Source organism: Bacillus sp. ISL-4 (assembly GCF_018613275.1).
Taxonomy (GTDB): Bacteria; Bacillota; Bacilli; order Bacillales; family DSM-1321; genus Peribacillus; species Peribacillus simplex_E.
This window is the reverse complement of sequence record NZ_JAGGQN010000008.1, coordinates 1-14,831: the sequence shown is the minus strand read 5'-3', so window position 1 is coordinate 14,831 and position 14,831 is coordinate 1. Positions and strand designations below refer to the sequence as shown.

Below are 14,831 nucleotides of genomic sequence, written 5' to 3'. Positions count from 1 at the left end.
AAACTCACGAGTAAAAGTGCAAAGCTCACGAGTAAACGCTCATAATTCATGAGTTTGCTATTACATTCTATGAGTAATGCTCTTTTCACTAGTATTTGCTCCAAACTCACGAGTAAATAGCAAAAAAAGCTTCCTGCGCCGTTCCAATAATGGGTGCAGGGAGCTTTTTATTTTGTTTAGAATTGCTCTGCGCTTTTCTGGACTAATTTTTCCAGGAAGTAAAAGCATTCTCGTTTCCGTTCAAGTTCGGTTTGTCCATTTTCGGTGACATGATAATATTTCCTGCGGCCTGATTCTGACTCTTTCCAATGGCCTGTTATGAATTCTTTTTTTTCTAATCGTTTAAGGGCGGAGTAGAGGGTGCCTTCACTTATTAGATATTTGCCCATGCTCATTTCCTTCAAGATCTTTGTGATTTCATAGCCGTATAGCCTTTTTTGTGAGAGAAGTGAAAGCAAAAGGAGGTCAATGCTTCCCTTCATTAATTCTTTATCCAAATAAATTCTCCTCCTTTTCATTTTTAAAGTGTAATACGTTGTACATCGTATCACAAGGTGCATTTTACTTTTCTTAAAAAAAATGGTTAAATGACGATTGCTAAATAATTTTAATCATAGTAAAATGTGCTTCGGAACGGATGAGTTGCGAAGAGTGTGGTAAGGATACTATATACATGATTTAATTGTTTTAATGAAAATTCGGAATAGGATAGAAGAATCCCTACTCAAGGGGTATTAATTGATTTTTTTTTGAAAATCATATAGATTCTATTTATCAACAAGAGCAAAGAAAGAAGGTCCTAGATAGATGAAAGTGAAAGCACCTGAGTCATTCACATATAGAGGTGGAAAAAGAGCTGTTCTTTTACTTCACGGGTTTACCGGAAGTACAGGAGATATGAAGAAATTAGGAAAATACTTGAATGATCTCGACTATACTTGCCACGGACCTCTTTATAGTGGGCACGGAGTATCAGCCGAGGAACTTGCTAAAACAGGTCCAAAGGAATGGTGGAAAGACGTAGTTGATGGTTATCAATTCCTTAAAGAGGAAGGCTATGAGGAAATTGCTGTTGTAGGAATTTCTTTAGGAGGAGTTTTCTCATTAAAAGTGGGAATTGAATTGCCTGTAACAGGGGTGGTTTCAATGTGCGCTCCGACGCAAGGAAAAAGTATCGAACGACAAAAGAACCGCTTGCTCAATTATGCACAGGCTTATAAGAAGTTTGAGGGCAAAGATGCAGACCAAATTGCTGCAGAAGTGAAGCTGCTGGAAGAAGAGCCTATGCCTCAACTAAAAGATGTGTTGAATATTATCAATGAGACAGGTGAAGATTTAGATTTAATCACATCACCAACTCTTGTTTTACAAGGGCGTTTGGATGATCCCGACTATACGGAGAGTGCTACAGCGATTTTCAATGAAGTCGATACGCAGCATAAACACTTGATATGGTATGAAAAATCAGGTCATATCATCACATTGGGTAAGGAACGTAATCAAGTGTATGAAGATGTTTATAAGTTCTTGAATACACTGAATTGGTCGGAGTAATAACGAGTTAATAAATCCCCTTTAAGTTGACGTGTTATAAGCCTACATTCATACGTAGGCTTTACACCATGCTTGAGGGGTTTTTATTTTGGCTGCAAACGAGTATCTATTTGTAGAAAAAGACCTTTAATTTATCGTTATGATCAAGAGTTGCTAATAAAATGTCGTTCACGTCGGCATTATATGTTGTTTTGATTTTTTTTTTCAGCCATTCTTCGTCTTTACCGCCCCGATTTAATTCTTTAGAATCAATCTTCCCCTCTTTAATAATCGTTTTAGGAAAATTGAAGGCAGTTGTTGCTAGGTGCATATCTGCTGGTGTTACTGCTTCATATTGAGGGTATAAAAACAATGAAATGGTACCACCCGGTTCCCATAGTGCAAGGGATACCTTTTGAATATCTTCGACTTTTTCTTTTCTTAATTCCGATAATAAATCATCGATAGAGATTCGGGCCCTTGCTAGGCTTTTGTAAATGATTTGTCCATTTTCGATAAGCGGAAAGGGGTCAGAGTCAAAAAACCTTCGGAGTTTGCCCCACTTAAGGCTCGTAAACACACTAATTATATATAAGATGACTAATGCAAAGGCTGTGATCATTGAGCCCTTCAAGCCTGACTGTTCATCAGACAAAGGGCGGGCAAGAATGTTCCCAATAGTTAACGCCATTATGAAATCAAGTAATCTTAACTGGGAAATGGACCGTTGTCCCATCAATTTAACCAAAAAAATTAAGAAGAAGAAGGATATGATGGCTCTTAAAGTCCACTGAAATGCAGTAAGAGTTTCCTGGCTATTAAAAAAATCCACAAAAAATTCACGTCCTTATTTCCTGTAAAGGAGATGTAGTGGTTAATATGGTGAATTGAAACAGCTGGGAGGGTTTAAGCCAGCTCCTTCATAAGTATTGCCCAACATGGGTCCCTTGGAGACATTCTTGACTGTTTTCGAAAAATTTATATTAATATAACAACTTTGAAACGTATTGTAATTAAAAATAAACTGATTTAAAATGATATCTTTCCTGAGAAATTTATTTTAAAAATATCCTTGTATAATATCAGTGATGATGGTCTGATAGTTTCTACCTGGCAGCCGTAATGCCGGACTACAAGGAAGTATGAAAATAGAAGAGATGAACAGGTTTATGTTGGTTCGCTTGAAGAGGCTTAATCCACAAAACGTTTCAAGAAGGCTCTTACTTTTTCACACTTTCTTCCTGCGGCTGAAAGTGTAAAAAGGTGAGGGCTTTTTATATAAAAAAAATGAATGGGAAATAATAAATCCAAAGGGGATGAAAGCATGTATTTCTTATTGAATATACTAGGTGTTTTGGTTGTAATGGGCATCGTTTACCTTTGTTCACCTAATAAAAGGAACGTTAAGTGGAAAGCCATTCTTACCTTGCTGGTTCTCGAATTGCTTATCACATGGTTCATGTTATCCACTAAAATTGGGGCATGGGTCATCAATCTGATCGCATCATTCTTCACCTGGTTGATTGAATGTGCGAATGAAGGGATTTCTTTTGTCTTTCCTTCACTTATGGCAAATGAACAAGTAGATTTCTTTTTCAGTGCATTGATGCCAATTATCTTCATTATCACGTTTTTTGATGTTTTATCGTATTTCGGTATACTTACCTGGATCATTGATAAAGTGGGATGGCTCATCTCGAAAGTATCCGGTTTGCCAAAACTTGAGAGTTTCTTTTCGATTCAGATGATGTTCCTAGGGAATACCGAGGCACTTGCCGTTCTCCGCATGCAGCTCAGTGCGATTAAGGATCAGCGTCTTTTGACATTTGGAATCATGAGCATGAGCAGCATCAGTGGTTCAATCATTGGAGCCTACCTGTCCATGGTACCGGCAACCTATGTTTTTGTAGCGATACCTTTGAACTGCTTAAATGCCTTGCTGATAGCAAACATGCTGAATCCCGTCGAGGTCAGTAAAGAGGAAGACGTCGTTTATGTACCTTCTAAAGAGGAACGTAAAGATTTCTTTTCCACCATTTCCAACAGTATGCTTGTCGGAGCGAAAATGGTCTTCGTCATCATGGCAATGGTTATCGGCTATGTGGCCTTAACGGCCAGCGTAAATGGCATTTTCGGTTTCTTTGTGGATGGCTTGACCATTCAAAAGATTTTCTCTGTCATTTTTAGTCCATTTGCATTCCTGCTTGGACTATCTGGACATGATGCCATGTACGTCGCTCAATTGATGGGAATCAAGCTTGCCACGAATGAGTTCGTTGCCTTGCTCGATTTAAAAGATAAAGTCAGTACACTGTCTCCGCATACAGTTGCTGTGGCTGTCACTTATCTGACGTCATTTGCCAACTTCAGTACAGTGGGCATGATTTATGGAACATTCAATTCCATCCTCAATGAAGAGAAATCGAACATTATCGGAAGGAATGTTTGGAAACTGCTGGTTAGCGGGATGGCTGTTTCCTTGCTGAGTGCCATGGTCGTTGGGTTATTCGTTTGGTGATCTAAAACAAGGGCATCCATTTTAATAAATGGATGCCCTCTTCTTGTGTGAAAAAAGCTGTGCTGGATTTTCCCATGCACAGCTTTTTGTTCATTTCCTCAAATAGTTCTCCGTATAATATGGTTTATTTTCCTCATCGAAAGCAACTCCGACACCGAGCGATTCAAAATCCTTCTGTAATTTATTTTCCCTGTGGCCAATGGAATTCATTAGGCCCTCATGGGCAAAAATACTGCTATTCTGACCGGCAGCCAGGTTTTCCCCCGCCATTCGAAAAGTGATTTTGTCATCTTCCATCCGGTCGAACGGGGATTCTCCTTCAAGGTTTGTATGGTTGAAGTATTGATTCACGGCCATATCTTTACTATGATCCTGTGCCGTGACCTTCACTCGTTTATCCCATGAAAGCACTGAGAGATCATGATTGACCCGTGACGCATTGGTCAAATCGAATAATTGATATTCAAAGCCCTTCTTTAAATCGGGGCTGGCTTCTGCAAAATAGCCGCTCTTTTGCTTTTCGAGTTTTGCGTCGATGATTTGGATTGCCGTGACTGTATTTTTCTCATGTTTGTCATAAAAAATGGTCACATAGCTATTATCCACTTCAAACATATCGTATTCGCCGCTGTCACTTCGAATCTGGTAATAGACGTTTCCTTTAAGCAATTTTGTTACAGGATCCCCCATTTTCCCGGTCACGGTTTCTTTGGGAGTGCCGCGTTTAATGCCTTCCTTCGAGGAAATCAAATCTTGATTCGTATATAAACCAACAACTTTATCGTTGTTATCGTAGGCAACCATGAAGAAATTTTGATAATTTTCGTGATAAGCGAACCAATCTACGCCATATTCATTTAGCGTATTCCGCTTAGCTTTACCAGCCAATTTTTCTACATCATCCTTCGTGTCGCCAATTTCGATATTATGGACTGAGAAGGATGCATCAGCAGGTGCTTCCAATGCTGGCTTTTTCACTTTTTCCGTTTCCTGAGATTCTTTTTCAGAAGCGGTATCCAATGTTTCCGTCAACGTGCCAATGAGACTGCTGACTCCAGTATTCAGTTTTTCCAAGGCAGTTGAAACCTCGGGCCCGTTTATAAAGGAACGAACATCTGTTGCAAAGGCACCGACCCCCGCTTTGAATCCAGACTCCTGAATATCTTTACCATATCCATACCATAATCCAGAGAGTAGGAGTATGAGGACCACAATATTAAACAATTTCCGCAAATCGTTCACTCCTGCTCTATCCAGGATATAGAATCCCGATTAATGAAAGATCATCTGCAGCACACTTAAAACAGGCGGGGCACATAACAAAAATAGTGAAGACAGAATGAGTATGTGTGAGGCTATTTTGGGAAGCTTTTCCTTCCCTTTTCCCGAATACCAGCCACTGAACTGAAGTTTATTTCTATACCAGACGAATAATAAAGGCAGTATCGCAATCGAGCCTAGCCAGCCATACTGATTCACTCCGATGTTTATATATATGCCGTTTACAATGGTCGAAATGATTGTTCCGGCTAGCCCGAATATTAGTATGATGCGTATCAATTCTAATAAGACCTTCATATGTCACTCCTTGGTTTCACCATTATACTTCTTCGTTTACAAAATAAAAAATTTTAAGTTGTGCATTACATATTATACCAAAAAGAAGAGGGGATAAAACGGTGGTGGAATTTATTGCTGCGGAAGTTAAATCAGGAACATTCATTTATATACAACAAAAAGATTAGCCGCTTCGAGCTAATCTTTTTGTTTGGGAATTACTTCAATGGATCATTCAATACACTTTCCTCGAGAACGGAAAACTTATCGCCATACACTCTGGTTATGTGATTTTCCCCCCACGTACATAGTGCGGATAGGATACTTTCCAGGCTTTGCCCATACTCACTAAGTTCATATTCCACTTTAGGGGGGACTTGGTTGTAAACGATACGATTGATGACTTCGTCCTTTTCCAACTCCCTCAATTGTTGGGTCAACATTTTTTGGGTGATGTTCGGCATAAGGCGCTTCAATTCACTTGTCCGCTTTTTTCCGTGGGTCAGATGGCAGAGGATTACGCATTTCCACTTTCCGCCCATTACTTCCAGTGTCGCTTCAACTGATATATTGTATTTCTTTTTTTGCATGATTGGCATACTCTCCTTATTTTATAGGTACTAAAAGGTGCCTATATCACTTTAAAGTACGTACTGTTCTTTATTTGCATTATATCTCATAATAACATTTGCACACCGAATTTCGCTGTACCATTTATAAAAAAAGTTGCTAAGGCAATTTTGATGATAGTACAAAATGACAAGAAGGAGAAGAGGATATGATTTCAAATAAAAATAGAAGTACATGGGCATTGCTGGCTTTAGCGATCAGTGCCTTTGCGATTGGGACAACAGAGTTCATCAGCGTGGGATTATTACCACTCATTTCTAAAGATTTACACATTACAGTGACGACGGCGGGATTGACGGTATCCTTATACGCCTTGGGGGTCATGTTCGGGGCACCTATCCTGACATCCCTGACATCGAATATGTCGCGAAAGACTTTATTGCTTTGGATAATGGTCGTGTTCATTGCCGGAAATGCATTAGCGGCTTCTGCGGCCACGGTCGGTGTATTATTGATCGCACGTGTCATTTCAGCGCTTGCGCATGGTATCTTCATGTCAATCGGCGCTACGATTGCGGCTGATTTGGTCCCTGAAAACCGCAGGGCGAGTGCCATCGCCATCATGTTTACAGGTCTGACGGTGGCGACGGTGACCGGAGTTCCTTTTGGAACCTTCATTGGCCAGCAATTCGGCTGGAGATTCGCTTTCATCATCATTGTGGCAATCGGCTTGATTGCTTTCTTCGGAAACGGCATCCTGGTCCCATCCGATTTAAGAAAGGCTGCAAGGACCACGTTCCGTGATCAAATCAAATTGGTGACGAATGGCCGATTGCTGCTAGTATTCATCATTACAGCATTAGGGTATGGAGGTACATTCGTTGTCTTCACGTACCTGTCGCCATTACTTCAGGAAGTGACAGGGTTTAAAGAAGGAACTGTGGCCTTGATTTTGCTAATATATGGAGTAGCAATAGCAATAGGAAATACCCTTGGCGGGAAATTCGCCAATCGCAATCCTATTAATGCCCTATTCTATATGTTTCTTATTCAAGCCATTGTACTTGTGGTCTTGACTTTTACGGCACCGTTTAAGATAGCCGGTTTAATTACGATCATTTTAATGGGTTTGTTTGCATTCATGAATGTTCCGGGGCTTCAAGTGTATGTCGTCATGTTAGCGGAGCGTTTCGTGCCGAGTGCAGTGGACGTGGCGTCAGCCATCAATATTGCCGCCTTCAATGCGGGTATCGCCATTGGTGCCTACTTAGGAGGGGTGATTACGGATTCGATCGGACTGATCCATACAGCGTGGATAGGTGGAGTCATGGTGTTTGCGGCAGTGATTTTGACAGCTTGGAGCCGTGCCTTGGAAAGTAAAGACCGATCCAAGGGAACTGACAAAATAGCATAGGTTTGAAAAAGTGATGCATGTTAGTCAATAACCAAGTATCATTGCATCCCTTCAGCGAATGATGGAAGGTTCCTTGAAGGGATGTAATGATACTGATACTTAAACGCATTACAATCTTAAAAACAATGAAATAAAAATTTGGAGGTAGAGTATAATGGTGAAAAATTTACAAGATACAACAACGTTGCATAATGGCGTTAAAATGCCTTGGTTCGGATTGGGCGTATTTAAGGTGGAAGAAGGACCGGAGCTGGTAAGTGCAGTTAAAGTGGCCATTAAACATGGTTATCGCAGTATCGATACGGCTGCCATTTATGAAAATGAAGAAGGGGTCGGCCAAGGGATCCGTGAGGGCATAAAAGAAGCCGGAATCTCCAGGGAAGACTTATTCGTAACTTCAAAAGTCTGGAATGCCGATTTAGGATATGAATCAGCAATTGCGGCTTACGAAAAAAGCTTAAAGAAACTTGGCTTGGAGTACTTGGATTTATATCTTATCCATTGGCCAGTGGAGGGAAAATATAAAGAAGCCTGGAGAGCGTTGGAAACTCTTTATAAAGAAGGAAAAGTAAAAGCGATCGGTGTGAGCAATTTCCAGATTCACCATCTTAAAGATTTAATGGAAGATGCAGAAGTGAAGCCGATGGTCAATCAAGTGGAATGCCATCCGCGTTTAACTCAAAAGGAAGTTCAGGCATTCTGTAAGGAACAAGGAATACAACTTGAAGCGTGGTCACCATTGATGCAAGGTGAACTTTTGGATAATGACATTTTACAAGCAATTGCGACCAAGCATGGCAAATCAGTTGCACAAGTCATTTTGCGCTGGGATATACAAAATGGGATTGTAACGATTCCCAAATCCACTAAAGAACATCGTATTGTAGAAAACTCATCTATATTCGATTTCGAATTGACGGAAGAGGAAATGAACCAAATTGATGGATTGAATCAGAATCACCGTGTTGGTCCAGATCCTGATAATTTCGACTTTTAATCAAGCATGAAGGAGAGGGACGGGATATCCGTCTTTCTCTTTTTTTATCGGATCACCGCATTGGCGGGTATGGAAATGCTGTACCAACAGACGATGTCGTTTATAATGAAAGATTCGGGAATCTGATTAGTTGACACAGAATTAATCAGATGATATAAATGCATGTGCATGCATTATATAAAAAGGAGATAAAAAATTATGAATGATTTATTTTCACCTTATCGCATAAAAGAACTTGAACTTAAAAATAGGATCGTCATGCCGCCGATGTGCCAATACTCCGTCGAAGCGGAAGATGGTGTACCAACAAACTGGCACCAGCAGCATTATGTAAGCAGGGCAGTTGGCGGCACGGGATTAATTATAGTGGAAATGACCGATGTGGAGCCTGATGGGCGCATTTCGAATCGTGATCTTGGATTATGGTCCGACGACCAAATTGGAGCTTTCTCCAACATCGTTAAGGAAGTTCATCAATACGGTGCAAAAATCGGGATACAAATTGCCCATGCAGGCCGTAAAGCGGAGGATGCCGAAACTCCGGTGGCACCATCAGCCATTGCGTTTGATGAAACATACAAAACACCAAGAGCTTTAGAAACGGAAGAAGTGAAGGAAATGGTCGATAAATTCCGGGCATCGGCCAGAAGAGCTGTTCAAGCAGGATTTGACGTAATCGAATTACATGGTGCACACGGATATTTAATCCACCAATTCACATCACCGCTTACGAATAAACGTGATGACGAATATGGAAAAGACCTGACCAAATTCGGAGTGGAAGTCATTAAAGCAGTGAAAAGTGAAATGCCTGCCGACATGCCTTTAATCATGCGTATTTCTGCAAAAGAATACGTTGAAGGCGGATATGGCATTGAGGAAAGCATTGCCTTTTCACAAGTCTTTAAAGAAGCAGGCGTCGATATGTTCCATGTAAGCTCTGGAGGAGAAGGCCCGATTGGAGCAGACGGAAGACCGGGTACGCATGCTAGCTATCAAACTCCGTTGGCCAGGGAAATCAAAAAAGCTTTGGATATTCCAGTGATTGCTGTAGGTCGATTAGATGATCCGATTCTAGCAAATTCAATCATTGGCAATGAAGAAGCCGATTTGGTAGCCGTCGGCAGAGGGATGCTGCGGAACCCTTATTGGGCACTTGAAGCATCTAAATCTTTGAATATAAAAACGGAGATCCCTAAACAATATCAACTAGGTTTCAAGCATTGATACGGATTTTTAAAACGCCGGCGAATATTATATTCGCTGGCGTTTTTTCATTCAGGCTCCATTGTGACTATTGTAGGGATTATTCGTTGTGATTGGATTTGATGTATTTACTTAATAAATGTAAATAAATATAAAATTGAATAGTTTGTTGCATTTTTGCTGATCGATCATTCGGGAAAATGGCAATAAAGCCCTAAGAATCATTGCGCAAGCAATGCCCGTCATGGAATTTAGTGTAAGCCTTTTCAAATGCAATGTAACAGGATTTCCGTTATGGTTAAGAGTGGGAATTATACCGATAAATGGGTATTTTCCGTTCTTGGGGAAGAAAGTGTTTATTCAACGTGATGGAAGGGGAGCGAATATGTATACAGAGCGATTTGAAAATGCTGCTGAGTCCAATGAAATCGTAGGGGGAAAAGCTTTAAATTTAATTAAAATGAAGAAGTTGGGCATGCCCGTGCCAAATGGGTTTGTCATTAGCAATGAATCATTTATGCACTTCGTGGAAAGAAATGAACTGGATTTACAAAGTGAAGCCATCCAGTCCGAGATTATGGAAGCGAACATCCCGGATGATTTGTCAAGCATCCTGTTGAGCTCTTTTCATGAGCTGCGAGAAGATTATACATCAGTGGCAGTCCGTTCCTCTTCGGGTGCAGAAGACCTGGAAGGGGCATCCTTTGCCGGTCAGTATGAAACATACCTGAATGTTAAAACGGATGAAGAATTCCTATCAAGGGTAAAAGGCTGCTGGGCTTCCTGTTTCGAGAACCGGGTTCGGCAATATACCAAAACCATTCATGAAAATGTTGAAAAAATATCAATGGGCGTTGTGGTTCAAGGTCTGATACATTCAGATGTTTCAGGAGTGATTTTCAGCCAGGACCCCGTTACATACAATCCAGATCATATAGTGATAAATGCCAGTTATGGGCTCGGGGAGGCGGTGGTATCTGGTATCGTGACACCCGACACCTATTTGGCTAAACGTGATGGTACGAAGATCGAGAAAATCAAGGGCCGTAAAGAACTGAAAATCATTTCCGGCTCCACAGGCACGTTAGAAGTGGAAACCACAAAAGTGGAACAGGATGCATATTGCCTCAATGATGTGCAGCTTACACAGTTGATCGAATTGACACTGGAGGTGGAGAAGCATTATGGACATCCTGTTGATTTGGAATTCGCCATTCAAGATCAAAAGGTATATCTCTTGCAAGCTCGCCCGATTACAACAGTGATCGAAGACGCTGAAGTCATTCCAGAAGCCAGGAAAGAATTTATTTTAGATCGGACTGATAAGGAGGACTTTTGGTTTTTGATCGATTCAAGATTTCCTGATCCAATTTCCCCTTTATTCGCATCCATAGTCACCCAACCATTTTATCAAGGAATGGCTAAAGCGGCAGAGGAACTTAGGGAACCGTCGGGATACATCCAAATGAAAGTCCATAACGGGTATTATTACGGAAAGCAAATCCACCTAGAAACGGACCCCAAGCAATTATTCATGGAAAACGAAAAGCTTATGGAGAACTTGTATCCAGATTTGACGAACAGGATGCATGATATTATCCATGATCATTTATTGCCAATTTATCGATATATGGATGAAGAAACTTCGAAGGAATTGACGGCAGCCAAAGCGATAAGAGGGTTGGGTGAGGTAGAAGGGTTTTTCAAAGAGGTCTATTACTGGCATTTCATGATTGTCCTTCCGCTTGCGAGTATTACTATTAAACTTGAACGGCTATTCAAAAGCTTGCTGGGGACCGAACCGCCCCATGAACTCTACCAATCCATGGCTGGAGTGATGAATAAGTCACTGGAGTCCGATCGAATACTGTGGCAATTATCTTTGAAAGTGAAGAATGAACCTCAGTTGCTGAAGGTGGTCATGGATGCCGATGAAGGAAATGTATCCCGGGATCTGAGCGCGTTTGGAAAAGGGAAAGATTTTCTGGAACGTGTTGATAATTTCGTCAATGTTTACGGGTACAGATGCCTTAAGGCACATGATTTCGTTGGGGAAACCTGGATTGAAAATCCAGAGCATGTACTGCAAATCATTAAGAATTTCATCATCAATGGATATGATTTCGATAAAGAATTCGAAACGGCAGTAGCTGACGGGAAACGGATATACCAAAGGTTTTTAAATGGAATTGAAGATTCTGCTGAGCGGGACTTATTTAATAAACATTACCAAATGGTCTTGGATGCTGCTGTAATCACAGATGATCATCATTTTTATATTGATGCCATGTTCGACGCAAAGGCACGTTTATACTTATTGAAAGTAAGTGAGCTTTTAGTTGAACAGAACGTGCTTGATGACGCAGAAGATATTTGGTTTTTATATAAAGATGAGGTCATAGCCGCTTTGGATGCCCCCCACTCTTTAAGGGAAACGGTATGGGAACGGAAAAGGCAATATGATTTGCAGGGTAAAATGAAAACGCCATCATTTTTTGGCAAACCTAAGGATGAAGATCGTGCTTTCGTGGAAATGGTGTTTGGCTCACTGGAAGAAAGCAAGGAAAATACGGCGAGTACGATTAAAGGAATTTCAGCATCCGGAGGAGTATGCGAAGGAAAAGTCAAAGTGATATCCGGTATGCATGAAGCCTCTAATTTTAAAAAAGGAGATATTCTGGTCTGCAGGAACACGACACCTGTCTGGACGTCCTTTTTCCAGGATGCAAAAGCAATCATTACCGATACAGGCGGCATGCTGTCCCATTCTGCGATCATTGCCAGGGAATATCGGATTCCGGCAGTGTTAGGGACAAAAGTAGGAACGGATCGCTTAAAAGATGGAGATCGTGTCATTGTCGATGGGAATACGGGAACCGTTACGATTATCGATGGATGAGCAAGCAGAACACAGTGTTGTTTTAAGGACTGAGGTGAAAGAATGAGCAGACAGAAAGAATTCCTGATGATCATTTTTACTTTAATGGCGGCGTTTCTCGTACCGATCAATTCAACGATGATTTCGATAGCACTGGGCTCGATTTCAGACTTTTACGGTTTGGATATTCACAGTGTCACTTTGGTCGTCACCATCTATCTCATTGTAATGGCCGTTACCCAGCCGATTGCGGGTAAACTTGGGGATTTATATGGCAATCGGAAAATCTATATAATTGGCATATTACTATTCCTTGCTGCCTCGATTGGATGCGGGCTTGCGCCAAATATAGGCATGCTTGTCGCTTTTCGGTCACTGCAGGCCATAGGGGGCGGATTGCTGATCCCGAATGTCGTTGCCCTTATCCGACAAACCGTTTCACGTGAGCGGCTGCCGGGGGTGTTGGGATTTTTCGGGTTGGGAATGGGTCTGGGAGCGGCAGTAGGTCCATTGATAGGCTCACTTTTGATTGCTGTATCCAGTTGGAAAGCGATATTCTTGGTTAACGTCCCTTTTTTATTGGGTGCACTTGCTGGAGGCATTTTTCTTTTACCAAAACTGCAGAAAAAGCATTCCCGACAGCCATTGGACGTTATCGGTTCCATTTATTTAGCTGTTACGATCACTTTATTGATTACGTTGACTCATGCAGAATCAACGACGATGTACATCGTACTCGGTATGGGGAGCCTTCTATTTCTGGGATTATTCATACGGAAAGAACGTTCTGTCCCATCCCCGATTATAGACTTTAGCTTATTTAAGAGTCCTATATTCGTGAATGCCAATTTATCTGTATTGATCAATAATTTCACGATGTACGCGATTTTGTTGGCCATGCCGCTGATCATGACCACAAAAATGGATATTTCGGCTTCCGTGAGCGGTATCATGTTATCACTGTTCTCCATTTCAATGGCTTTAAGTAATATGATAGGCGGACAGCTTAATCGGAAATACCCTTCGGAAAAGGTCATATTCCTGTCATTCGCCATCACGGTGTTAACGAATCTATTATTCTTATTCGTCATCCAATTCCAGTCGCTTCTGTATTTAGCTGTCACGCTTATCGTGAATGGGTTGGCTATCGGTTTAGGGCTTACAAGCATGCAGGTCGCTTCCCTGGAAGCAGTGGAGGAATCCGCATCGGGCTCGGCATCGGGAATCTTTTCTACCTTTCGATATTTTGGGAGTATCATCTCATCTACATTGATAGGAATCATCGCCAATTATTCAATCCTTTTCGGTATCCTGATAGTGGCGGCAGTTTTAGGAGCATTTTTATCCAGCATGGTCTTTAGAAGCAATAAAAATTTGAGTGTTGATGATAATTTCTGAAAATAAATACATGGCATGAGGGAATTTTCATCAGCGAATCCATTATGTGATGTTTAACTGGAAATTTTGCTATAATGAAAAAGATAAATCAAACGATAATTCGAGGTGCTAATTATGGAAGAAATCAAAATCATTACAACTGAAGAAGTGGAAGCTAAGCTTGAGGCAGGCGAAGCGATGGAACTTGTCGATGTTCGTGAAGACGAAGAAGTGCAAGAGGGAATGATCGAAGGCGCGAAGCATATTCGCATGAATGACATCCCGGCGAACCTTGACTATTTTGATAAAGAAAAAGAATATATTTTTATCTGCCGTTCAGGACGCCGCAGTGAAAATGTATGCCACTATCTTCAGGAACAAGGATATAAAGTGGCAAACATGGTTGGCGGAATGCTTGAATGGGACGGCGAAGTCATCGTTAAGTGAAGTTCTTCAAAAAGACCTGTTACTTTTGTAAGCGTAAATCCAAGAATGTGACGGCTTATTTGAATGAAGAAAGAAAAAAGATCATGGTTTGTTCACAATGCCGTGAATATGCGGAAAGACGCGCATATTTGAAGGCGTGAAAAAAAGAGCCTTTTCATCATGAAAGGGCTCTTTTTTCGTGCGCCCGGCATGGGTGCAATCTATAGGGTGAAAGTCCCGAACCATGAAGGCAGTAGTAGTGGTTAGCTTAATGCAAGGGTGTCCACGGTGACGTGGAATCTGAAGGAAGCAAGCGGCAAACCTTCGGTCTGAGGAACACGAACTTCATATACTG

Annotated in this window: 13 protein-coding genes and 1 riboswitch; of the genes, 8 read left to right on the top strand and 5 right to left on the bottom strand. The window is 41.2% G+C overall.

Going from position 1 to position 14,831, the window contains the following annotated elements; translation table 11 throughout:
- Positions 1–176 precede the first annotated feature (176 nt).
- On the bottom strand, positions 177–497 hold the full coding sequence (locus J7J00_RS05250; protein ID WP_214788343.1) for a PadR family transcriptional regulator: 321 nt from the start codon (positions 495–497) through the stop codon (positions 177–179).
- A gap of 310 nt (positions 498–807) precedes the next feature.
- On the opposite strand from J7J00_RS05250, the gene J7J00_RS05245 reads away from it, so the two are divergent.
- Entirely contained in the window at positions 808–1,554 is a 747-nt protein-coding gene (locus J7J00_RS05245; protein WP_214788340.1) for an alpha/beta hydrolase, read from the top strand.
- Between the two features lie 106 nt (positions 1,555–1,660).
- Here J7J00_RS05245 and J7J00_RS05240 read toward each other — a convergent pair whose 3' ends face one another.
- Complete coding sequence (locus J7J00_RS05240) at positions 1,661–2,365, bottom strand: DUF421 domain-containing protein (RefSeq protein ID WP_214788337.1); 705 nt, start codon at positions 2,363–2,365, stop codon at positions 1,661–1,663.
- Between the two features lie 220 nt (positions 2,366–2,585).
- Positions 2,586–2,686, top strand: a riboswitch (purine riboswitch).
- Between the two features lie 171 nt (positions 2,687–2,857).
- Between J7J00_RS05240 and J7J00_RS05235 the strand changes: the two genes are divergently transcribed.
- Positions 2,858–4,051: a nucleoside transporter C-terminal domain-containing protein gene (locus tag J7J00_RS05235; RefSeq protein WP_214788563.1), complete on the top strand. Its 1,194-nt coding sequence runs from the start codon at positions 2,858–2,860 to the stop codon at positions 4,049–4,051.
- A 90-nt stretch (positions 4,052–4,141) separates the two neighbouring features.
- Here J7J00_RS05235 and J7J00_RS05230 read toward each other — a convergent pair whose 3' ends face one another.
- The 3 genes from J7J00_RS05230 to J7J00_RS05220 form a co-directional block, all read right to left on the bottom strand.
- Positions 4,142–5,293 (bottom strand): CAP domain-containing protein, encoded by a 1,152-nt coding sequence (locus tag J7J00_RS05230; RefSeq protein WP_309487136.1) that lies wholly within the window; start codon positions 5,291–5,293, stop codon positions 4,142–4,144.
- Between the two features lie 30 nt (positions 5,294–5,323).
- Positions 5,324–5,629 (bottom strand): hypothetical protein, encoded by a 306-nt coding sequence (locus tag J7J00_RS05225; protein WP_214788331.1) that lies wholly within the window; start codon positions 5,627–5,629, stop codon positions 5,324–5,326.
- A 197-nt stretch (positions 5,630–5,826) separates the two neighbouring features.
- A complete protein-coding gene (locus J7J00_RS05220) occupies positions 5,827–6,198 on the bottom strand; it encodes a winged helix-turn-helix transcriptional regulator (RefSeq protein ID WP_076364502.1) in 372 nt (123 codons plus the stop codon).
- 188 nt (positions 6,199–6,386) lie between these two features.
- Here J7J00_RS05220 and J7J00_RS05215 point away from each other — a divergent pair, with 188 nt between their 5' ends.
- From J7J00_RS05215 to J7J00_RS05190, 6 genes are all read left to right on the top strand, one after another.
- Positions 6,387–7,592: an MFS transporter gene (locus J7J00_RS05215; protein WP_214788328.1), complete on the top strand. Its 1,206-nt coding sequence runs from the start codon at positions 6,387–6,389 to the stop codon at positions 7,590–7,592.
- Positions 7,593–7,746: 154 nt separating this feature from the next.
- Entirely contained in the window at positions 7,747–8,589 is an 843-nt protein-coding gene (locus J7J00_RS05210; RefSeq protein WP_214788325.1) for an aldo/keto reductase, read from the top strand.
- Between the two features lie 198 nt (positions 8,590–8,787).
- Complete coding sequence (locus tag J7J00_RS05205; RefSeq protein ID WP_214788322.1) at positions 8,788–9,816, top strand: NADH:flavin oxidoreductase/NADH oxidase; 1,029 nt, start codon at positions 8,788–8,790, stop codon at positions 9,814–9,816.
- 331 nt (positions 9,817–10,147) lie between these two features.
- On the top strand, positions 10,148–12,694 hold the full coding sequence (locus J7J00_RS05200; RefSeq protein ID WP_214788319.1) for a PEP/pyruvate-binding domain-containing protein: 2,547 nt from the start codon (positions 10,148–10,150) through the stop codon (positions 12,692–12,694).
- 42 nt (positions 12,695–12,736) lie between these two features.
- On the top strand, positions 12,737–14,071 hold the full coding sequence (locus J7J00_RS05195) for an MFS transporter (protein WP_214788316.1): 1,335 nt from the start codon (positions 12,737–12,739) through the stop codon (positions 14,069–14,071).
- A 114-nt stretch (positions 14,072–14,185) separates the two neighbouring features.
- Positions 14,186–14,497, top strand: coding sequence for a rhodanese-like domain-containing protein (locus J7J00_RS05190; RefSeq protein WP_034309364.1), 312 nt, complete (start codon positions 14,186–14,188; stop codon positions 14,495–14,497).
- The last annotated feature ends 334 nt before the right edge of the window (positions 14,498–14,831 follow it).